Origin of the sequence: Nonomuraea sp. NPDC048881, from assembly GCF_040649795.1 — a bacterium.
GTDB lineage: Bacteria > Actinomycetota > Actinomycetes > Streptosporangiales > Streptosporangiaceae > Nonomuraea.
Window position 1 is genome coordinate 1 of record NZ_JBEZGC010000038.1, and the last position, 22,290, is coordinate 22,290.

Sequence of the window (22,290 nt, forward strand, 5' to 3'; positions counted from 1 at the left end):
GTCGCGTCCGGGGTGCGCTCGGCCTGCGCGAAGACCAGCTCGTGCAGGGTGCCGCCCGGATGCTCCCGGTCGGTGGCGTTCCAGCGTGCGAGCTGCTTCCGCTCCTCGTCCGGCAGGATGTCCAGACGCCCCACCGGCACGTCGGGCGACGCCACCACCGCACGCAACAGCGCGGCGAACCGCTGCGCCAGCCGCTCGATCGTCTCCGGCCGGAACAGCTCGGCGTTGTAGACGAAGCGGCCCTCCAACTGCTCGCCCCGCTCGGCGGCGTAGAGCTCCAGGTCGAACCGGGTGGTCGTGCTGTCCGGCTCGAAGCCCTCGCCGTCGCCGCGGTAGCTCTGCAGCGCGAACAGCACCTGGACCAGCGGCGGGCGGCTGACGTCGCGTTCGGGGTCCAGCTCGGCGACCAGCTTCTCGAAGGGCAGCTCCTGGTGGCCGTAGACCTCGATCGCGCCGTCCCGCGTGCGGCGCAGCAGCTCGGCGAAGCCGGGGTCGCCCGCCAGCCGCGCCCGCAGCGGCAGCAAGTTGACGAACAGCCCGACCATGTCCTCGAACTCCGGCCGGGTCCGTCCGGCCACCGGCGACCCCACCGCGAAGCCGGTCGTGCCGGACCAGCGGGCCAGCAGCACCTGGAAGGCGGCGAGCAGCCCCATGTAGAGCGTCGCCCCCTCGGCCCGGCACAATTCGCGGAACGCCGCCACGTCGATCTGGACGTCGTGCCAGCCGCCCCGGAAGCTCTGCCGGGGTGGGCGCGGCCGGTCCAGGGGCAGGTCGAGCACCTGCAACCCGTCCAGCTCGGCGCGCCAGAACGCCAGGTCGCCGGCCAGCCGGTCGCCGCTCAGCCGCTCCCGCTGCCACGACGCGTAGTCGCCGTAACCCAGCCGCGGCCCGCTCTGCGGCGGTGTCAGCAGCTCGCGGAGGATGAGATCGGCCGACCAGCCGTCGGCGACGATGTGATGGACCGCCACCAGCAGCGCGTGGTCGTCGGGCGCGAGCCGTACCAGGGTGGCGCGCAGCAGCGGGCCGTCCGCCAGCTCGAAGGGGAGCGCGGCGTCGGCGCTGAGCACCTGCCTGGCCGCCGCCTCGTCCGGCACGTCCACGACGCGCAGCGGCACCCGCACCCGGTCCGCCACCCGCACCTGCGGCCGCCCGTCGGGGCCGGCGGGGAAGGTCATGCGCAGGCTCTCGTGCCGGGCGACCACGGCGTCCAGCGACTCCCGCAGCCGTCCGGCGTCGAGCGGGCCGCGCAGCCTGGCCGACACGGGCAGCACGTACGCGCTCGTCCCGGGGGCGAACTGCTCCATGAACCACAGCCGCTCCTGCGCGAACGACAGCGGCGGATCGCTGCCCTCGGCGCGTCGCGGGATCTGCTCCGCGGTGCCCAGGCCCGCGATCGCCTTGCGGAAGCGGGCCTGCACGCGCGCCTGCCGTTCATCCACGCTCGTCGGCCTCCTCGGCCAGGTGTTCCAGGGCCGCGGCCAGCAGGCGTGGCGTCGGGTGGGTGAAGGCCAGCTTGAGCGGCACGTCCAGCTCGACGGCCGCGGCGATGCGGGCCGTGGTCCTGGTGGCCAGCAGCGAGTGGCCGCCGAGCTGGAAGAAGTCGTCCAGCGCGCCCACCCGCTCCAGCCCCAGCACCTCGGCCCAGACCAGGCAGACGAGCTCCTCGGCCGCGCCGGCCGGCGGCTCGTAGCCGGCGCCGCGCGGCCGGCCCGGCGCGGGCAGCGCGTCCCGGTCGATCTTGCCGCCGGGGGTCAGCGGGATGCGGTCGAGCGAGACGATCGCGCTGGGCACCATGTGCGGGGGCAGCTCGGCGGCGAGGTGCTCGCGTAACGCGTCGTCCCCGGCGTCGTGGACGGCGTAGGCGATCAGGCGGTCGTCGTGGACCACCACCGTGGCCTGCCGCACCGACGGGTGGGCGAGCAGCGCCGACTCCACCTCGCCCGGCTCGACGCGGTAACCGCGCACCTTCACCTGACGGTCCAGGCGGCCGAGGATCTCCAGTCCGCCGTCCAGGCGGAAGCGGGCCCGGTCGCCGGTGCGGTAGAGGCGCGAGCCGCCGGGGCCGGGCACGAAACGCTCGGCCGTGCGGGCGGGCGCCCCCCGGTAGCCGCGGGCCAGGCCGCTGCCGCCGATGTGCAGCTCGCCCGCGACGCCGACCGGCACCGGGAGCCCGTCGGGGCCCAGCACCTGGAGCGTGGTGCCGGGCAGGGCGACGCCCACGGCCGGGCGGCGCAGCGCCTCCGAGGGGTCCATGTCGGCGGTGGCGGCGATGATCGTGGCCTCGGTGGGGCCGTAGCTGTTGACCAGCCGCACGCCCTGGGGGCCGGACGCGTACCAGGCGGCCAGCGCGGGGCCGGGCAGCGGGTCGGCGCCCAGGATGACCAGCCGCAGGCCGGGCGGCCATTCGACGCCCATGGCCACCAGCTCCTGCCAGTACGACGTGGGCAGGTCCAGCACGGTGAGCGCGGCGCCCTCCGGCGTCTTCAGGAAGTCCGGCAGCGGCTCGTCCGGGCACAGGACGAGCTCCGCGCCGGCGGCCAGCGCGGGGTAGATCTCCTCGGCGTGCGTGTCGAAGCTCGGCGAGGCGAACTGCAGGACGCGGTCGCCCGGCCCGAGCTCGTAGTGGCCGCGCATCCAGCCCACCCGCGACGCCAGCGCCTCGCGCGGCACCTCCACGCCCTTGGGACGCCCGGTCGAGCCCGAGGTGTAGATCACGTAGGCCAGCGAGCCCGGCCCCGCGACCTCGGCGTGCGGCGCCTGCGGCGACTCGCGGAGATCGTCCTCGTCCAGCACCAGGGCCGCGCCCGCGTCCGCCGCCATCCACCGCAGCCGCTCCGGCGGGTACGCCGGGTCGAGCGGCAGGTAGGCGCCGCCCGCCCGGCCGACGGCGAGCATCCCGGCGATCAGCTCCACCGAGCGCCCGGCGCGCAGGCCCACGACCGTGTCCGGGCCGACCCCGGCCGCGGCCAGGCGTCCGGCCAGCGCGGCGGCCATGGCGTCCAGCTCGGCGTAGGTGACCCGGCGGTCGCCGTGGCTCACCGCCGTCGCGCCGGGCGCCAGCCGGACGCGCTCCTGGAAGAGGTCGAGCACGTCGCGCGCGGGCGGCTGCGGGGTGTCGAGGACCGGCGGCCGGTCCTCGGGCAGCAGCATGGCCGCGCGCAGCGCGGACAGCGGCGTGCCCGGGTCGCGCACGACCGCCTCCAGCACCCGCTCCCACCGCCGCAGCAGCCGCGTCGCGGTCTCCTCCTCGAACAGGTCGCGGGCGTAGGACAACATCGCCCAGAGGGAGCCGTCGAACTGGGTGACGTCCAGCATCAGGTCGAACTTCGCCTGGGTCGCGCCCGGGTCGAACATCTCCGCCTCGATGCCGGGCAGCGGCAGGGCGCCGGCCTCCTTGTCCTGGATCACGAACATCGCCTGGAACAGCGGCGTCGTGCTCAGGTCGCGGCGGATGCCGAGGTCGTTGAGCAGGCGTTCGAAGGGGATGTCCTGGTGCGCGAACGCGTCCAGCACCGTCGCCCTGGTGCGCGCGAGCAGCGTGCGGAAGGACGGGTCGCCGGACAGGTCGCCGCGCAGCACGAGCGTCTCGGGGAAGAAGCCGACGACGTCCTGGAGTTCCGGACGGTCGCGGCCGGCGATGACCGAGCCGACCGTCAGGTCGTCGGCGCCGCAGTGGGCGCCCAGCAGGAGCTGGTAGGCGGCCAGCAGGACCATGAACAGCGTGCCGCGCTCGTCCCTGGCCAGCTGCTCCAGCCGGGCCGTCAGCTCGGGGCCGATGCGCCGCGCGCAGTAGTCGCCGTCGGCCACCCGTACGGCCGGCCGCGGCCGGTCCGTGGGCAGGTCGAGCGGCTGCACGCCGTCGAGCTTGGCGCGCCAGTAGTCCAGCGACTCCCGCGACGGCTCGCGGCCGCGCTGCCAGGCCGCGAAGTCGCGGTAGTCGATCGACGGGACGCCCAGCCCGGCCGCGTTCCCGGTGTAGCAGGCGGCCAGCTCGGAGAAGATGATCTTCAGTGACCAGCCGTCGGCCACCAGGTGGTGCAGGACCAGGCAGAGCACGTGATCGGTCGCCGACAGCGTGATCAGGTGCACCCGTACCAGCGGCCCGGTGGCCAGGTCGAACGGCGTGTTGGTCAGCTCGGCCACGATCGCCGTGGCGCGGGCCTCGCGTTCGGCGGCGGGCAGGTCCGCGAGGTCCACCAGCACCGGATCGAGCTTCAGCGCCGGCTCCACGACCTGGACCGGGCCGCCCTCCACCGCGGGGAAGCGGGCCCGCAGCATCGGGTGCCGCGCCGCCACGGTGGCCAGCGCCCCGGCCAGGTCACGGATGGACAGCTCGCCGCGCAGCCGCTGCACCATGTACATGTTGTAGGAGGCGTCGGCGGGGTCGAGCCGCTGCAGGAACCAGAGCCGCTCCTGTCCGTAGGAGAGCGGCGCCGGCGCGTCCGGATCGCTGCGCGGGGGGATCCCGGCGGGCCGGGCCTTCGGCTGCCGCTGGAGCCTGCGCTCCAGCGCCGCGCGCTGCTCCGGGCTGAGGCGGGCCAGCCGCCCTCTCACCTCGCTCATCCGTCCGCGTCCTCCGCCAGGAGATCGTCCAGCTCGACGTCGCCGAGCTGGAGTTCCAGCACGGCCAGCGCGTGCTCGGCGACCGTGGTGAGCTCGAAGCAGACCCGCAGGTCCATCTCGATCCCGTACGCCTCCCGATACCGGGTGATCAGCAGGACGGCCAGCAGCGAGTGCCCGCCGAGCGCGAAGAAGTCGTCCTCGACGCCCACCCGGTCACGGCCGAGCAGCTCGCCCCAGAGCGCGCACAGCTCCTCCTCCAGCGGCGTCTCCGGCGCGACGTAGGTGGTGCCCAGATCGCTGCGGCCGGGCCCGGTGGGCGGCGGCAGCGCGGCCCGGTCGAGCTTCCCGCTGGGGCCCAAGGGGAACTCGGTGACCTGCACGAACGCCTGCGGCACCAGCGCCGCGGGCAACGTGCGGGCCGGCCCGGTGCGCAGCTCGTGCGACAACCGGCTCGGCTCGCCCGTCCAGTCCACGTAGGCCACCAGCCCGCGGCCGCCCGGCGCGTCGTCGCGCAGGGCGACGACGACCCCGCGCACCCGCGGGTCCGCGGCCAGCGCCGCCTCGACCTCGCCCAGCTCGACCCGCCAGCCGTGCACCTTGACCTGGTCGTCGATGCGGCCGAGGAACTCCAGCTCACCGTCGGCGCGCAGCCTGGCCAGGTCGCCGGTGGCGTACAGCCGCGCGCCCGGCGGGCCGTACGGGTCGGGGACGAAGCGCTCGGCCGTCAGCCCCGGCCGTCCCGCGTAGCCGCGGGCCACCTGGACGCCGCCGATGTACAGCTGGCCGGGCACGCCGACCGGCATCGGCTCCAGGCGCTCGTCGAGCACGTGCAGGCGGCAGCCGGGCATCGGACGGCCGATGGGGATCACCGTCTCGCCCGGCCGGCAGGCGTGCCAGGAGACGTCGACGGCCGCCTCGGTGGGGCCGTACAGGTTGTGCAGCTCCACGCCGGGCAGGCGCTCGAAGAAGCGGGCCGCGGTCCTGGGCGGCAGCTCCTCGCCGCTGCACACCACGCGCCGCAGCGACGTGCACGACTCGATGTTCGCCTCCTCCAGGAAGAGGGCGAGCATCGACGGCACGAAGTGCATCGTGGTCACCGCGTGCCGCTTGACCAGGTCGCGCTGGTGACCCGGGTCGCGGTGGCCGCCCGGCCGCACCGGCACGAGGCAGGCGCCCCGCAGCAGCGGCCAGAAGAACTCCCACACCGACACGTCGAAGCTGGTCGGCGTCTTCTGCAGCACCACGTCGCCGGCCGTCAGGCCGAACGTCTCCTGCATCCAGGCCAGCCGGTTGACGATGCCGCGATGGGTGTTGACCACGGCCTTCGGCCGGCCGGTCGAGCCCGAGGTGTAGATCAGGTACGCGGCGTCGTCCGGCCCGGTCACCGGGTCGAGGTCGCCGGAGCCGAGGTCGTGGTCGTCCTCCAGCAGCACCGTCCCGACCGGCCCGAAGGACGGCAGGTGGCGCTGGGTGAGCAGCACCTGCGCGCCGGAGTCGGACAGCATGAACTCCAGCCGGTCCCGCGGGTACTCCGGATCCAGCGGCACGTACGCCCCGCCCGCCTTGAGCACCGCGAGCAGCGCGACGACCAGCTCGGGCGAGCGTTCCGCGCAGACCGCGACGGGCCGGCCGCGCTCCACGCCGATCTGCCGCAACCGCCGGGCCAGCCGGTTGGCGCGGCCGTTGAGCTCGGCGTAGGTGAGCGTGACCTCGCCGAAGACCACGGCGGGGGCGTCGGGGGTCGCGGCGGCCCGGGCCTCGATCAACGTGTGCAGGGTGCCGGGCTCGGCCGGCGGCCCGCCGTCCCCGAGGGCCAGCACGCGCGCACGCTCGTCCGCGGCGAGCACGGGGAGCTCGGGGACCGCCTGGCCGGGGTCGGCGGCGGCCGCCTCGACCAGCGTGCGCAGGTTCGCCTCGAAGCGTTCGATCGTCTCCGGGTCGAACAGGTCGGTGGCGTACTCCAGCCGGGTGTGCAGCACCCCGTCGCGCATGTTGACGTCGAGCTGGAGGTCCACCTTGGCGGTGCCGTTGGCGATCTGCCCTTCGTTGGTGCGGATCGCCAGGTTGAACATCACCTGATAGAGCGGCGGCACGCTCAGGTCCCGGGCCGGCTGCAGGTCCTCCACGAGCCGCTCGAACGGCAGCTCCTGGTGGTCCAGCGCCTCGGCGACCGTCGCCCGCACGCGCCCGGCCGCCTCGCGGAAGCTGGGCGCGCCCGACAGGTCCACGCGTAGCGGCACCGCGTTGACGAACATGCCGATGACCGGCTCGGTCTCGGGCAGCAGCCGGCCCGCGACCGGCGTGCCCACCACGATGTCGTCGATCCCCGACCAGCGCGACAGCACGGCGGCGTACGCGGTGAGCATCACCGTGAACAACGTCGTGTTGAGCTCCTTGGCCAGCCGCTCCACGCCCGCCGACAGCTCGGGGGAGTAGGCGCCGAGCCGGATCCCGCCCCGGTAGCTCCGGCGGGTCGGCCGCGGCCGGTCGCCCGGCAGGGCGAGGTCGGCGGGCACCCCCGCCAGCCGTTCGCGCCAGTGCACCAGCTCGGTCTCCAGGAACTCGCCGGACAACCTGCCGCGCTGCCACACGGCGAAGTCGGCGAACTGGATCGGCAGCTCGGGCAGCTTCGGCGGCCGGTCCTCGCCGAGCGCGTCGTAGCACTCCTCCACCTCGTCCATGAAGACCATGGAGGAGACGCCGTCGAAGATCGTGTGGTCGAAGACGACGGCCAGCCGCAGGTCGTCCTCGGCCAGCTTGACGTGCCTGCCCCGGTACAGCGGCGCCCGTTCCATGTCGAACGGCAGCACCGCGTCCGCCCTGGCCAGGCGGGCCAGCTCCGCCTCGGCGGCGGCCCGCGGAAGGTGGCTCAGGTCCGTCTCGGTCAGCGCCGTGGGCGGCGCGCCGGGGTGGACGATCTGCACGACCTGCCCGTCCCGGAAGTCGAACGTGGTGCGCAGCGCCTCATGACGCCGCACGACCAGATCGATCGCCCGCTCCAGCCGGCGGGGGTCCACCGGCTGCCTGGCCGCCATCGGCATGACCATGCCGATGTTGTAGACGGCCAGATCGGGCTCGAAGCGCGAAAGGAACCACATCCGCTCCTGGCCGGAGGATGCGGGGAAGGCATCACTCACTGTCCATGGCCTCTCGCAGACTCTTCGGCCGCATGTCGGTCCACACCTGCTCGATGTGCGCCAGACAGGCGTCCTTGGTGCCGGAGAAACCGGCGTCGTACCAGCCGGAGGGGTTGTCCCGGCCGGCGGGCCAGATGGAGTACTGCTCCTCGTCGTTGCGTACGACCTTGGTGTCCGTGCTGGTCTCTGTGCTCATGCGGAACTCCGGGGGAGGCGGGGGATGGTCTGGGCGGCGGGCCCGGCGGGGGCGGGCTCGGGGGCGGCGGCCGTGGCGGCGTCGATCAGGGCCGCGACCCCGGCCACGGTCGGCTCCTCGAAGAGGTTGCGCATCGGCAGCCGGACCCCGAGCTCCTTGCGGATCAGGGCGATCAGCTGCACCGCGATGAGCGAGTTGCCGCCCAGCTCGAAGAAGTCGTCGTCGACGCCGATGTGGTCGCCGCCGAGCACCTCGCCCCACAGGCGGGCGATCGTGGCCTCGGCGTCGTTGCGCGGCGCGACGTAGCCCTCGGCGGGCGCCTTGTCCTGCCGGTCGGCGACCGCCGCCGGATCGAGCTCGCTCTCGACGGTCTCCTGGGTCAGCGAGCCGACGCCGGCGACGAGCTCGGCCACCGTGCTGGCCGCCACCACGACCTGGGGGCCGAGCGGGGCGGCGAGCAGCCTGCGCAGGGACAGGGCCCCGTCGGCCGGCCTGATGCCGGCCGCGTCGTCGGCACCGGCCGGCGACGCGGTCGCGGCCGGGGCGGCGACCTGGGACCCGGCGCTGGAGCGGACCCCGGAGACCACGGCCTCGGTGTCGATCCTGCGCAGGACGTAGTCGGAGATCTGCACCAGCACCGTGCCGTCGGGCGCGATCAACGTGACGTCGACGACCAGCACCTCGTCGGTGTCGGTGCTGGTGATGCGCAGATGGCTCCAGAACGCCTCGGGCAGGCTGCCGAACACGGTGATGCGGCCGTAGCCGAGCGGCAGGTAGTGGCCCTCGACCGCGACCCAGCTGAAGGTGGTGGCGGCGTCGAGCAGGGCCGGGTGCAGCCCCCACCGGTCCAGGTCGGCCATCAGCGCGTCGTTGGCCTCGAACAGGCCGAGCGCCTCCTGCTGCCCGACATGCGTGGCGGTCAGCGTCCGGTGCCAGTGCGCGCCCAGCGTGAGCAGGCCCGACAGCGGGACGCCGCCCTGCTCGTCCGCCGAGGACACGCAGCGGTCCATGATGGCGCGCAGGTCCACGCGGTCGGCGGGCGGTGGGCTCACCTTGGCCGCCGTGCCCCTGGCGTGGGTGCGGTGCGAGCCGCCGATGATGCTCTGCACCTGGAACTCGGCGCCGTCCGCCTCCGGGGTGAAGAGCACCCGTACCTCGGCGGTCGCGCCGTCGGCCACCGACAGCGGCTCGACGAACACCACGTCCCGCAGCTCGACGAGCCCGCCGTCGGGCAGCACCGCCTCGGCGGCCGTCCTGGCCAGCTCGACGTGTCCGGTGCCGGGCAGCACCGGCACGTCGGCGATGCGGTGCTCGTCCAGCACCCAGTGCGTGCCGGGTGAGAGCGTGCCGCTGCACCAGTCGAGCCCGCCGATCTCGCCGGCGTGCCGCGCGTCGAGGACCGGGTGGTCGAGCGCCTTGATCCGGTCGCCGCGCTGCAACGCGACGAATCCGGCGGGCGCCGCGGTCTCCACCGCCATGCCGACTTCCAGCCATCTGCCCCAGTTGACGCTGACGATCTGGGCGGCGTTCCAGCCTCGTCCGGCGCGGGCGTGCGCGTCGAGGAAGTTGTTGGCCGCGCAGTAGTCGATCTGCCCGAACCCGCCGGCCACCGCGGTGATCGACGAGCAGAGCACCACGGCCTCCAGCTCCAGGTCGCCGAACGCCTCCTGCAGCGCCAGCGTGCCGAGCAGCTTGGGCCGGAGCACGGCCTCGGCCGCCTCCCGCTCCTTGATCTGGGCCATGCCGCCGCCGGGCACGCCGGCCGCGTGCACGAGCACGTCCACCCGGCCGAAGGCGGCGAGCGTCTCGTCCCTGACCCGGCGCATGTCCGCCGGATCGGTCACGTCGGCGGCCAGGGTCAGCACCCGCGCCCCGGCGGCCTCCATCCGGCCGATCGCCTCGGCGGCGCGCGCCTCGCGGGCCGACCGCGGCGGGCCTTCGGGCAGCCCGCTCCTGGACAGCAGGACGATGCCGACGCGGGCCCGCGCCGCCAGGTCCTCGGCCAGCGAGACGCCGATGCCGCCCAGACCGCCGGTGATCACGTACACCTGGCCGTCGCGCGGCTCGCCCGGCTCGCTGGTCACCTCCACCTGCTCGTACCCGAGCAGCCACCGCTTCCCGCCGCGCAGGGCGACCGGGGCCAGCAACCCGGCCTCGCCGGGCTCGGCCGCGCGGCCCAGCTCGGCGGCGACGCCCCGCACCGCCGCCGGCCGGTTCGCGTCCCCGTCCGGCGCGTCGATGTGGCGGACGCGCAGCCACGGCGTCTCCAGCGGGACGACCCGGGCGAAGGCCGCCAGCGTGGCGTGCTCCGGCCTGGTCAGGTCGCCGCCGACGACGTCCATCGTGCCCGCGGTCACCAGGTCGAGCTGCACCCCGCCCGGCGGCTGGGCCGCCGACAGCGCCTGCACGAGACCCAGGACGCCGAAGAAGCCGCGGTCCTGCGCCGCCCACGTCTGCTCGCCGCCGCCGGTGAGCGCCCAGGCGTGCACGACCCGCTCGGGGATCTCGCCGACCGCCTCCAGCAGCGCGTCGTAGTCCTCCCGTACGGCCGGCCGCACCGTGAAGTGCCCGTCGAAGGCGCCGAACGCGGCGCCCGGCCGCACCTCCAGCACCTCGGCCCCGGAGGCGCGCAGCGCGTCGGCCAGCGCGGCGGAGTCCTCGTCCACGAAGGCCAGGCAGCGCGTGACCGGCGACGGCGTCCCCGGACGGGCCGGCGCCTGGTGCCAGACGGGCACGCCGTACCACCGCTCGGGCGGCAGGGGGCCGTCGGCCTGCTGCGGGTGGGCGACGCCGCCGGCGAAGGCGCCCTGCGGGTCGGGGTCGATCCAGGCGCGCTGCCGCTCCCACGGGTAACCCGGCAGCGAGACGCGGAAGCCGGGGGCGCCGAAGTCGTTCAGCTCGATGCCGTGCACCCACAGCGCGCCCACGGCCTGCGAGAAGACCGCGACGTCACCGGCCCGGTCGCGCGGGCCGGGCAGCGACGGCAGCGGGGCGATCGCGCCGGCGGCCAGCTGGGTGCCCGCCAGGCCGCACAGCTGCCGGCCCGGCCCGCACTCGATCATGATCCATTCGCCGTCGGCCAGCAGCGTCGAGACGCAGTCGCCGAAGCGGACCGGTTCGCGCACGTGCCTGGCCCAGTAGGACGGGTCGGTGGCCTCCGCGGCGGTGATCCAGGTGCCGGTCACGTTGGACAGGAACGGCAGGCTCGGCGCGGCCGGCCGGGCCGCCGCGACCAGCTCGCGGAACTCGCGCAGCATCGGCTCCATCATCGCCGAGTGGAAGGCGTGCGAGGTGCGCAGCCGGGTGCAGCCGATGCCCTCCTCCTCCAGCATCTCGGCCAGCTCCGCGATCGACTCCGACGGGCCGGACACGACGCACGTGCCGGGGCCGTTGACGGTGGCCACGGAGACGTCGTCGGGCAGCATCGGCGCGATCTCGTCGGGCATGAGCTGAACGGCCAGCATGGAGCCCGGCGGCAGCGCCTGGATCAGCCGGCCGCGCGCCGCGACCAGCCGCATCGCGTCGGGCAGGGTGAAGACGCCGGCGATGGTGGCCGCCGCGTACTCGCCGATGCTGTGGCCGATCATCGCGGCGGGCTCGACGCCCAGCGAGAGCCAGAGCCTGGCCAGCGCGTACTCCACCGTGAACAGGGCGGGCTGGGTGAGCGAGGTCTGCCGCAGCGCCTCGTCGGCCTCCTCGCCGGTGGCGAAGATCTGGTCGCGCACGTCCAGGACGGCCGCGCACTCGTCGACCGCCTCGCGGAAGATCGGCTCGTTGCGGTACAGCTCCGCGGCCATGCCGCCGTACTGGGCGCCCTGGCCGGAGAAGAGGAAGGCCACCTGCGCCGGTCGCTTCGGCTTGGCGCCGGTGACGGTCCGCCTGGGGTCGGACAGCGCGGCCACCGCGTCGCCCGGTGAGGTGGCGACGACGACGGCCCGGTGCTTGAGCTCCCGGCGGCCCACGCGCAGCGTGAACGCGGCGTCGGCCAGGTCCGTCTCGGGGTGCGCGGCCAGGTGCGCGGCCAGCCGTTCGCGCGCGGCGGCCAGCGCCGACTCCGTCCTGGCCGACAGCTTCAGCAGGTGCGCGGGCCGCTCGCGGGGCAGCGACGGGCGCGGCGGGGCCTCCTCCAGCACGGCGTGCGCGTTCGTGCCGCCGATGCCGAACGAGCTGACCCCCGCGCGGCGCGGGAACTCGTCGCGCTCCCACTTCGTCGGCGAGGAGACGACGTAGAACGGGCTCGCCGGGAAGTCGATCTTGGGGTTGGGGCTCTTGAAGTGCAACGTCGGCGGGATCAGCTTGTTCTCCAGCGCCAGCACCGTCTTGACCAGGCTGGGGATGCCGGCCGACTGGCCGAGGTGGCCGATGTTGCTCTTGACCGAGCCGATGCCGCACCACTGGGTGTCGCTCGTGTGCTGGGCGAACACGCTGGACAGCGCGGCCACCTCGATCGGGTCGCCGAGCGCCGTGCCGGTGCCGTGCGCCTCGACGTAGGTGACCGTACGGGGATCCACGCCGCCGACGCCCAGCGCCTGCGCGATCACCGCGGCCTGGCCGTCCAGGCTGGGCGCGGAGAAGCCGACCTTGCCCGCGCCGTCGTTGTTGATCGCGTTGCCCAGGACCACCGCGCGGATGTTGTCGCGGTCCTCGATCGCCTCCGACAGCCGCTTCAGCACCAGGACGCCGCCGCCGCTGCCCCAGGTCGTGCCGCCGGCGTCGGCGTCGAAGGAGCGGGTGTGCCCGTCGGGGGAGACGATGCCGTCCTGGTCGTAGATGTAGCCCTCGCCCTGCGGCAGGTCCAGCATGGCCGCGCCGGCCAGCGCCATGTCGCATTCGCCGTTGCGCAGCGCCTCGCACGCGATGTGGAAGGCCACCAGCGCGGTCGAGCACGCGGTGTGCACGGTGTAGCTGGGGCCGCGCAGGTCGAGCTTGTAGGAGGTGAGCGTGGCGCAGTAGTCGACGTGGTTGCCCACCATGACCGCCAGCCAGCCGGCGTTCTTGTGGGCCTGGGCGTTGCTGCGGATGTTGCGCCACTGGTAGGTGTCCGTCCCGGTCCCGGCGTAGACGCCGATCTCGCCCGGGTAGCGGAAGGGGTCGTAGCCCGCGTCCTCCAGCGCCGTGTGCGACAGCTCCAGGAACAGCCGGTGTTGCGGGTCGCGGACCTCGGCCTCCCTGATCGACATGCCGAAGAACGCCGCGTCGAAACCCTCGTAGTCGTCCAGCGTCATGGCGGCCGGCACGAAGTTCGGGTCGGCCAGCAGGCTCTCCGCCGTGCCCAGCGCCCGTTGCTCCTCCAGGGTGTACGTGGTCAGCGACTCGACGCCGTCGGCGAGGTTGCGCCAGAACTGCTGCGCGTCACCCGCTCCCGGGACTCGGCACGACAAGCCGATGATCGCGATCGGCTCGGCCGTGGGCTCGTCCGTCATGGGGCAATCCCCTTCTCGTTGCGGTTCCTCAACCTGTCTCGCCGTGAGGCCAGGCGGCGCGCCGCCCGGTCCAGCCCCGGACTGCCGCCCGCGCCATCGAGATGAGCGGCCAGCGTCCGGATCGTGGGATGCCTGAACAGCTCCGTGATCGGGATCTCGCGGCCGGTCGCCGCCCGCAGCCGGGCCTGGACCGCCGCCACGGCCAGCGAGTGGCCGCCGATCTCGAAGAAGTTGTCGTCGGGGCCGAGCCGCGGCACGCCCAGCACGGCGCGCCACACCTGGGCTACCGTCTTCTGGGTGGGGCCGTCGAGGCCGCCGCCGGCCTTCGGCTGCTCGACCGGCCGGCCGCGCAGCGCGGCGCGGTCCACCTTGCCGTTGGGCGTCAGCGGCAGCGCGGGCAGCGCCACCACCTCGCTGGGGACGGCGTGCTCGGGCAGCGCGCCGCGCAGCTCGTCCAGGAGGCGGTGCGCCGCCAGGCCGGGCCGGGCGGGCACCACGTAGCCGACGAGCGTGCCGTCCTCGACCCTGGCCGCGGCGGCGCGCACGTCCCGGCAGGCGGCGAGCGCGGCCTCCACCTCGCCCAGCTCGACCCGGAAGCCGCGCACCTTCACCTGGTCGTCGGCGCGCCCCGCCGGGGTGATCGTGCCGTCGGGGTTGCGCCGGCCGAGGTCGCCGGTGCGGAACCGGTCGCCGGCGAAGCGCCGGCCGGTCAGCGCCGGATCCAGGTAGCCGTCGGCCAGGTGGCGGCTGCGGACGACCACCTCGCCGAGCTCGCCCACACCGGCCCGCCGGCCGTCCGGCGTCACCACGATGATCTCGCTGCCCTCGACGGGCCGCCCGATCGGCACGACCTCCGGGTACGGCTCCGCGAGCTCGTGCCACGCGTGCGCCTGCGGCGTCTCGGTCGTGCCGTAGAAGGCGACGATCCGGGCATCGGGCACGAGCGCGCGCAGCCGGGCCGCCTGGACGCCGGTGAACAGGTCGCCGCCCACGCCGGCCAGCCGCACGTCGGGCAGCGTGCCGCCGGTGCCCGCCAGCATCGCCGCGAGCTGCGGCGTCAGGTGCAGGACGGTGATCGCGTGCTCGCGCAGCCAGGTGACGAGCTTGCCGGGATCGCGGACCAGCTCGTGCTCGGGCACGAACAGCTCGGCGCCCGCCACGGCCGGCACGAACATGTCGCGCAGCGCCGGATCGTGGGCCGGCCCGTGCAGCAGCGCGAACCGGTCGTGCGGCTCGACGGCGAAGGTGCGGACGTACCAGGACAGGAAATGGGCCAGCGGCCGCTCGCCGGTGACCACCGCCTTGGGGTCGCCCGTGGTGCCCGAGGTCATCGAGAGGTAGCCGGGACCCGGCAGCAGGGCGCCGCCCTCGCGCAGCTCGACCGCGTCGTCCCGCAGGACCGCCCGCGCTCGCGCGGCGGCGATCTGTCGCTCCTGGACGGCGGCGGGATAGGCCGAGTCGATCACCACCCACCGTGCCCCCGCGGCCAGCACGCCGAGCAGCACCCCCGGCAGCTCGGGCACCCGGGAGGCGACGACGGCCACCACGGCCCCCGGCTCGACCCCCGCGCCGCGCAGCGCCGCCTCGGTCCGCCGCCGCGCCCCGGCGTGCGCGTCGCCGGCCAGCTCCAGCAGGCCGGGCCCGTCCCAGGCCGGCAGCGCGGCCTCGGGGGGCTCGGGTCGCACCTGCCCGGTCAGCGACTCGCCGAGCAGCTCGACATAGCCGTCGACCAGCGCCGTCATGCGCTCGGCGGAGAACAGGTCGGGGTTGTAGACCAGCTCCAGCGCGTAGCCGCCGCGCTGCTCGCCCACGTACATCGTCAGGTCGAACAGCGCCCCGGGCAGCCCCGGCCGCAGCGTCTCACTGGCGCAGCCGTCCAGGTTCAGATGGGCCTGCGCGAAGTTGTACATGTTGAACATGACCTGCGTGATCGGGTTGCGGCTCAGGTCGCGCGGCAGGCGCAGCGACTCCAGCAGCTGCCCGAGCGGCACGTCCCGGTGCCGGATCGCGGCGTTCAGCTCGGCCGCGCACGCCGTCACCTGCCCGGCGAAGTCGCCCCGGGGGCGCAGCCGCAGCGGCAGGACCTGCACGCACATCCCCACCAGCGACTCGAACGCCACGTGCGGCCGGTCGGCGTAGGCGGCCCCCACCACCAGGTCGTCCCGTCCCGCCAGGGTGGCCAGGCGGCGTCCGAAGGCGGCCAGCAGCACCGCGTACGGGGTGGTGCCGAGCTCCGCCGCCAGCTCGGCCACCCGGCCGGCCAGTTCCGCGTCCACCTCGCCCCGGACGGCGGCGCCGCGGAAGGTCTGCGCGGGCGGCCTGGCCGCGTCCCTGGGCAGGTCCAGCACCAGCGGGGCGTCGTGCAGGCGCTCGCGCCACCAGCCCAGCGCCTGGCCGTCGCCGTTCGCGCGCAGCCAGCGCACGTAGTCGGCGAACGTGTGCTCGCCCGCCTCGACCGGCTCCCCGCGGTAGGCGGCCGACAGGCCGCGGAAGAGCACGTCCTGTGACCAGCCGTCGAACACCAGGTGGTGCGCGGTCAGGCAGAGCACGTGCTCGTCAGGGGCCAGCCGGAGCAGCCGCGCCCGGAACAGCGGCCCGGCGGCCAGGTCGAACCGTTCCCGCGCCTCCTTCTGCAGGGCCGCGTCCAACTCGGCGGGGGAGAGGTCGTCGATCGGCAGCGGCACCTCGCGCGGCGGCGCGACCGTCACGTCGGGGATCCCGTCGCGCGAGGCCACCCGCCAGCGCAGCGCCTCGTGGGCCGCCACCACGGCGGTGAGCGCCCGGCGGAGCGCGGCGACGTCGAGCGGGCCCCGGATCCGCTCGGCCATCGCGATGTTGTGCGCGGCCGACTCGGGCGCCAGCTGCTCGACGAACCACATCCGGCGCTGGGCGGGGGAGAACGCGGCCGGGCTGCCGGTGGGCGGCGCGGCGGCGGACGCCCGCTCCGCGCCCGCCACCAGCGCGCGTAGCGCGCCGTAGGTCCGGCCCTCGTACACGTCCTGGACCGAGACCACCCGGCCCAGCTCCGCGCGCACCGCGGCCACCAGCCGCATCGCCCGCAGCGAGTGGCCGCCGCGCTGGAAGAAGTCGTCCTCGTCGTCCGGGACGGGCGCCTCCAGCACCCGCGCCCAGATCCCGGCCAGCCCGCTCGCCGTTCCCCGCTCCCGCTGCGACTGCGCCCGCAGGGCGGCCAGGTCCACCTTGCCCGAGGCGTTCAGCGGGAGGAGCGGCAGCCGGACCAGCCTGGTCGGCAGCATGTACGGCGGCAGCCGCACCGCCAGGTCCTCGCGCAGGGCGGCCAGGTCGGGCGCGTCCTCGGGCGTCACGTAGGCGACCAGCTCGCCCGCGAAGTCCACCACCGCCTGCCGCACCCCGGGATGGGCGCGCAGCGTCGTCTCCACCTCGCCGATCTCCACGCGCTGCCCCTGGACCTTGACCTGGCGGTCGAGGCGGCCCATGAACGCGATCTGGCCGTCCTCCTGCCAAGCCACGTGGTCGCCGGTCCGGTACAGCCGCGCGCCGGGCTCGTCCGAGAACGGGTCGGGCACGAACCGCTCGGCCGTCAGCGCGGGCCGGTCCAGGTACCCGCGGCTGACCTGCGGGCCGCCGATCAGCAGCTCGCCGGGGACGCCCGGCGGGCACTCGTTCATGTCCTCGTCCACGATGTACGCCCGGCAGCCGGTCAACGGCCGGCCGATCGGCAGCGGACGTTCCCACACGCCGTGGAACTCGCCGCCCACCACGACGACGGTCAGCTCGGTCGGGCCGTACAGGTTGTGGAAACGGGTGTGCGCCGACCAGCGCGCCACCTGCTCGGGCGGGGGCGGCTCGCCCGCCGTCACCACGTCCCGCAGGTGCGGCAGCCGGCTCGGGTCCACCAGCGGCAGCAACGCGGGCGGGAGGTAGCCCCAGGTGACGTCGTGCCCTTCCAGGAAGTGCTGCAACCGGGCCGGGTCCACGCGGTCCTCGTCCGGCACGAGCTGCACGCAGCCGCCGACGGTCAGCGGGAGCACCATGTCCATGATCGAGGCGTCGAAGCCCAGCGCGGAGAAGGCCATCGAGCTGCAGCTCGCGTCCAGGCCGAAGCGCGCGACGGTCGCGGTGACGAAGAAGACCGCGTTGGCGTGGCTCACCACCACGCCCTTCGGCCGTCCGGTGGAACCGGAGGTGTAGATCACCCACGCCGCGTTGCCCGCGACGGCGCCGCTCTCCCGGGGTTCGGCCGGCCCCGGCTGGAAGGCGTCGACGAGCGTGGCGGCGCAGCCGTCCAGGAGCTCGTGGCCGCGCTCGTCCACGACGACCACCGCGATCCCGGCGTCCGCCAGCACCTCCTCCAGCCGCCGGCGCGGATGCCCCGGGTCCAGCGGCACGTACGCCCCACCCGCCAGATGCACGGCCAGCACCGCCACCGGCATCAGCGGCGTGCGGCGGGTGCACAACCCCACCCGCGTCTCCGGCCCGACGCCGAGCTCGCGCAGCCGGGCCGCCAGCGCCCACGCCCGCTCGACCAGCTCGGCGTAGGTGAGCACGTTCTCCCACTGCCGGACCGCCGGGGCGTCCGGGGTCCGCGCGGCCTGAGCCGTGATCAGACTGCTGAGGAGTGTCATCCTGCGGCCTCCACACCCGGCCGTACCAGCCGGCCTTGCCGTACCGTCTCGAAACGCAGCAGGAAGCTCGGCGCGCGCAGGGCGATCGCGGCCATCGCCCGGCCCAGCGGCAGGTGCGTCACCCGCCACCCCGCCAGCCACTCCGCCTCAGCGTCCACTTCCGGGCCCACTTCCGGGCCCACTTCAAGGGACGCCTCGGGCACCCACGTCCGGCCCGGAAGCTGCCCGGCGAACCCGAACCGCGCCGGATCCACCCGCAGCCCGTCACCGGACGCCTTCAGCAGCGCCTCCTTGGCCGTCCACGTGCGCAACGCGCTGTGCAACCGCAGTTCCTCGGGCAGCGCGGCGAACTCGTCGCGCTCCCGCTCGTCCAGCATCCGCTCGAAGAACGTCTGCTCGTCCGCCGGCGGGCGGAAGCGCTCCAGGTCGGCGCCCACCTCCCGGCCGGTCGTCAGCGCGACCAGCACGAGCCCGCCCGACTGGGCGACGCTGTAGGTCAGCTCGGTCCCGCCGTACGGCAGGCCGCCGGACCGGCCGGGCGGCTCGGCGAGGCCCGGCTCGACCCCGTACTCCCTGAGCAGCCGCCGCAGCAGCACCGACCTGCCGACGAAGCCGCGCCGGCCGTCCTCCTGCCGGAACCTGGCCGCCCGCGCCGCCTCCCGCGGCGACAGCTCGTCGAGGGACGCGCACATCTCGGGCAGTTCGTCGAGGTCGGCCAGCCACACGTGCACCTCGTCCGCGGCCAGGCTCCGCTCCGGGCCGGCCGCGATCGTCCGCGCCACCTCCTCACCGTGCGTGGCGAGGAAGAGGTGCGCGGCGTCGAGCGTGTGCAGGCGGAAGGTCGAGGAGGTGTGGCGGGCCCAGGCGAGCATGGCCGGGTGGGTGACCTCCCGGTCGTGCGCGCCGGCGAAGGCGACGATGGGCACGTCCAGGGGCTCCTGGCGGGTGAAGCGGTAGCGGCGCAGCCACTCCATGTCCGTCCGCAGCGCGGGGATGAGCAGGGCCTTGACCTCGGGCTGCGTGCGTAACTCCGCGGGCGCGCCGAGCCGGAGGATGATCTCGTCGACCAGGTCCTCGTCGCCCAGGCCCGTCCACCGTCCCAGCGTCTCCTGGCGCTCCGGCGGGTGCGCGGCGCCGACGTAGAGGCATTCGGGCGCCCGCACGCCGAGCCGCCGCAGCTCGCGGACCACCTCGAAGGCGACCCGGCCGCCCATGCTGTGCCCGTAGATCGAGTACGGCGTGCGCTGCCGGGCGACGGCGGCGGCGATGGACCGGGCGATCAGCTCGGGAGAGAGTGCTCCGGGCTCGGCCACCCGGCCCTCCCGGCCGGGCAGCATGGCCACCCGCACGTCCAGGACGCCGTCGAACGCCTGCCGCCACGCCCAGAAGGCGGTGACGTCCCCACCGGCGTAGGGGAGGCAGAAGAGGGTCCGAGCGCCGGGCGGGTATCGCGTCAGCGAGGCGAACGGTGTCTCGGACAGCGGCTGTTCTTCTGGCATCGCGACGCGAAGTCACCCTCCGGCAGGTCTGCCGCGCCGGGCGAGGTCGTCGCGCGGGCAGCAGGAAAGATGGGCCGCTCGTCAGGGTTCGACCTGGCGAGGGGCGGCTCACGGCTGAAGCCACGCCATTCCTATTATTTTGTCCGAAAGTCAGTCAAGGGATGAAATTTAAACCAATGATGGAATGCTGGTTTCGGCCATCGACAAAACCCGCTTCCGGTGGGTGTGTCTACGGGCGGTGGGCCTCCCCGGCTGGGCGGATGATCTCTGCCTGCCCTCGCGTTCTGGGGTTCTGCCACCCTGCGTGATGATCTTGTCCCTCTATGGAATGCCCGTAATTAGGGTTTCGGTCCTGCCGTTTGGAGGGGTCTCTGTCCCTATTGACTGATTGAGTCGGGTCCGATTCTCCATATCGGTCAGATCGGCGGTCATCCCGCTGGCAGTGGCCTCGCGGGGTGCTGACAGCCATCGGCCCCCGTCGTGTCAGGGCCGGGATCAGGAAGACCTCCCCGTGCGTGACGAGCACGGGGAGGTCTCGAGATCACTGCGATTCCGGTCTCAGCGGCGGGCGGGCGGGTCGCCCGGCCTCACCGCTTCGGCCGGAAGTAGTGCCTCACCATGTAGGCGGTGACCTGGGCGCCGATCTTCGCGCCCTGCACGTCCGCCGTGCGCGTGTGGATGCCGCCCCACACGCGGGCCTCGATGACCTCGGCCAGGGCGTGGGAGAAGCCGCGGAAGCTCCTGGTGGTGCCCGAGTCGGAGCTGTAGCCGCTGAAGGGGATGTCGTCCCTGCCGAAGAAGTGGGTCAGCGCCGACATGCTGGCCGCCGTGAAGCACGTGTGCCCGGAGGTGTAGTCGGGGTGCGGCGGGGTGACGAGCAGCGGCGTCCAGTCGGGGTCGGCCGTGGTGCGGGGGTTGCCGTCGGTGTCGGCCAGGCGGATCGCCGTCACCGGCCGCCAGAAGGCCCACGCCGCCTTCTCGTTGTAACAGGCGGTCGTGGCGTCGGCCTCGGCCAGGTCGACCATGGCGAACATGCGGGCCGCCTGGAGCGGGTTCAGCTGCCGGGTCGTGGCGAGCCGGCGTTTGATCTCCCACTCGGCCAGGTGCCGGTCGTGCCACCAGATCGCGGCCTGCGTCTGGTCCTGCGTCCTGACCGCGCTGTCCGCACCGCCGATCCGCTTCAGCTCGTTGACGTCCTTGGCGTAGCGGGAGCTGGTCAGCGCGGGCGGGCCCGAGGTGCGGAACATCGACGCGCTGGGGATGAGGAACGGCTTGAGGTCGCCGACCCAGGCTCCGTCCGAGGCGTTCGTGGGCGGCGTCGGCCGCCACTGGCCGGGCTGGGTGCCGATCGGCCAGGTCTGGTCGCCGAACGCGCCGTCGTTCTCCCTGGCGGCGATCATCGCGGCCGCCGCCTGCTCGCCCACGGCGACGCCGCGTCGTTTCGCGCCGCCGTCGGCGATCGTGGCGAGGTACTCGTCGTACTGGGTCGTCAGCCGGGCCTGCTGGGCGGGGAAGAGCTTGTTCAGCACGCGGAAGGCCGCGGTGGCGACGGCGGCCTCCGTCGACTCCCCGCCGTCGGCCCGCGGCGCGGTCAGGTACGGCTGGTACGGGGTGCCGGCGATCGCGTTCACCGCGTCGTAGACGGCTCCGTGCACCATGGCGAAGCTGCGCGCCTGGACCTGCGGCTGCTGGCCGGCGACGTCCCAGATGGCGGTCTGGGCGTTGCGGTCCCAGACGACGACGGCGTTCTCGGGCGGTTGTGAGCTCGACGCGTACGCGGTCGATGCGCCCGGTCCCGCCGGGATGACGGCGGCGATGACGAGGACGGCCAGCCATCGTGCGATGACCGGCCGTCGCCTACCACGTGATTGAGGCATTTGAGAAAATTACTATGCCGCCTCAAGGCCGTTAAGCGGCCAAATAAGCGAAAACCCGATAACGACACGTCCGAAAACGGGCCCGCCGGAACGGCAGCGAGGCATCGCGCCCTCTCAGGGGGTCTGACGTCGGGTGATGCCGCCGGGACGATCATGGCCGCCGCGCACGGCACGCCGGTCGCGCCTTTCCCGCACCGCGATGACGTTCGCCGCGATGAGCAGCCCGGAAGGCACGATCGCGGTAATGAAACCGCTCATTCCGATCAGGCCGACGCCTATGGCCCCCCAGGCGAGGAGCGCCCAGCCGACATATCCGGGAACCTGCTGTCCCTGCCGTCCCGCCCGCGCCACCAGCAGACCCAGCAGCGCCAGCACCACGACGAACCCGCCGGGCAGCGCCCAGAAGACCGCCTGCGAGTCGCCGTCCGCGAGGCCGTCGCGCAGGTCTCCGGCGAGCCAGCTCGCCCAGGGGGCGAGGGGGGCGAACACGGCGGTGTGCGCCAGGGCGATGAAGATCATGGCTCGCCCGGCCCAGATGGTGAGCCGGTCCGGCGGTGTGGCCGTCGCGAGCGGGGAGGAGGTGCTCATGCCTGCCAGCCTTTCCCGGGAGCCGTCCGGTGTGCTCCCCCGCGAGGGGGATGCCGCTCCCTCTCCCGGGGCGGTCTCCGGCGGCCTCATGCGAGCGCCCTCTCGGCCTCGGGGAAGGACAGGCCGCGGGCGTGGGCGGCGTCCGCCTGGCCGACCACGTGGGCGAGGTAGCCGCGCACCGCGCGGATCCCGCGGGCGACTGCGCCGCCTGGGCGTCCGCGTCGTCGACGGCGTCGTCTCCGCCGACGGCGGCCGGCTGCGGACGGCCGGCGGGCAGACCGTCACGCCGTCCGTCGTGATCTGGGCGACCGGCTACCGGCCCGACTATGCGGGTGCCCGGCGCCCTGGCCGGCGACGTGCCGCTGCACACCGGCGGCGTCAGCCCCGTGCCCGGCCTGAC

9 protein-coding genes are annotated in these 22,290 nt (G+C 74.4%); all 9 read right to left on the reverse strand.

What is annotated here, in order from left to right; all coding sequences use genetic code 11:
• Positions 1–1,439, reverse strand: a 1,439-nt coding sequence (locus AB0C33_RS50315; protein ID WP_358302695.1) for a condensation domain-containing protein, incomplete at its 3' end; no start/stop codon positions are given.
• Entirely contained in the window at positions 1,432–4,563 is a 3,132-nt protein-coding gene (locus AB0C33_RS50320) for an amino acid adenylation domain-containing protein (RefSeq protein WP_358302698.1), read from the reverse strand. The genes AB0C33_RS50315 and AB0C33_RS50320, both read right to left, overlap by 8 nt.
• Complete coding sequence (locus AB0C33_RS50325) at positions 4,560–7,700, reverse strand: amino acid adenylation domain-containing protein (RefSeq protein WP_358302701.1); 3,141 nt, start codon at positions 7,698–7,700, stop codon at positions 4,560–4,562. Before AB0C33_RS50325 ends, AB0C33_RS50320 begins: the two co-directional genes overlap by 4 nt.
• Positions 7,693–7,896, reverse strand: a complete 204-nt coding sequence (locus AB0C33_RS50330) for an MbtH family NRPS accessory protein (protein ID WP_358003315.1) — start codon at positions 7,894–7,896, stop codon at positions 7,693–7,695. Before AB0C33_RS50330 ends, AB0C33_RS50325 begins: the two co-directional genes overlap by 8 nt.
• Positions 7,893–13,319 (reverse strand): SDR family NAD(P)-dependent oxidoreductase, encoded by a 5,427-nt coding sequence (locus AB0C33_RS50335; RefSeq protein WP_358302705.1) that lies wholly within the window; start codon positions 13,317–13,319, stop codon positions 7,893–7,895. The genes AB0C33_RS50330 and AB0C33_RS50335 overlap by 4 nt, the downstream gene beginning before the upstream one ends.
• A complete protein-coding gene (locus tag AB0C33_RS50340) occupies positions 13,316–17,926 on the reverse strand; it encodes an amino acid adenylation domain-containing protein (protein ID WP_358302708.1) in 4,611 nt (1,536 codons plus the stop codon). The genes AB0C33_RS50335 and AB0C33_RS50340 overlap by 4 nt, the downstream gene beginning before the upstream one ends.
• Positions 17,923–19,425: a thioesterase domain-containing protein gene (locus AB0C33_RS50345; protein ID WP_358302711.1), complete on the reverse strand. Its 1,503-nt coding sequence runs from the start codon at positions 19,423–19,425 to the stop codon at positions 17,923–17,925. Before AB0C33_RS50345 ends, AB0C33_RS50340 begins: the two co-directional genes overlap by 4 nt.
• Positions 19,426–20,012: 587 nt before the next feature.
• Positions 20,013–21,302, reverse strand: a complete 1,290-nt coding sequence (locus tag AB0C33_RS50350) for a phosphatase PAP2 family protein (protein ID WP_358302714.1) — start codon at positions 21,300–21,302, stop codon at positions 20,013–20,015.
• Between the two features lie 114 nt (positions 21,303–21,416).
• Positions 21,417–21,890, reverse strand: a complete 474-nt coding sequence (locus tag AB0C33_RS50355; RefSeq protein ID WP_358302717.1) for a DUF6463 family protein — start codon at positions 21,888–21,890, stop codon at positions 21,417–21,419.
• Positions 21,891–22,290 lie beyond the last annotated feature (400 nt).

Excerpts from the sequence above, each read along its gene's own strand:
- AB0C33_RS50320 (WP_358302698.1), bottom strand. The coding sequence starts at position 4,563 with ATGAGCGAGGTGAGAGGGCGGCTGGCCCGCCTCAGCCCGGAGCAGCGC.
- AB0C33_RS50330 (WP_358003315.1), bottom strand. The coding sequence starts at position 7,896 with ATGAGCACAGAGACCAGCACGGACACCAAGGTCGTACGCAACGACGAG.
- AB0C33_RS50335 (WP_358302705.1), bottom strand. The coding sequence starts at position 13,319 with ATGACGGACGAGCCCACGGCCGAGCCGATCGCGATCATCGGCTTGTCG.
- AB0C33_RS50340 (WP_358302708.1), bottom strand. The coding sequence starts at position 17,926 with ATGACACTCCTCAGCAGTCTGATCACGGCTCAGGCCGCGCGGACCCCG.
- AB0C33_RS50345 (WP_358302711.1), bottom strand. The coding sequence starts at position 19,425 with ATGCCAGAAGAACAGCCGCTGTCCGAGACACCGTTCGCCTCGCTGACG.
- AB0C33_RS50350 (WP_358302714.1), bottom strand. The coding sequence starts at position 21,302 with ATGCCTCAATCACGTGGTAGGCGACGGCCGGTCATCGCACGATGGCTG.
- AB0C33_RS50355 (WP_358302717.1), bottom strand. The coding sequence starts at position 21,890 with ATGAGCACCTCCTCCCCGCTCGCGACGGCCACACCGCCGGACCGGCTC.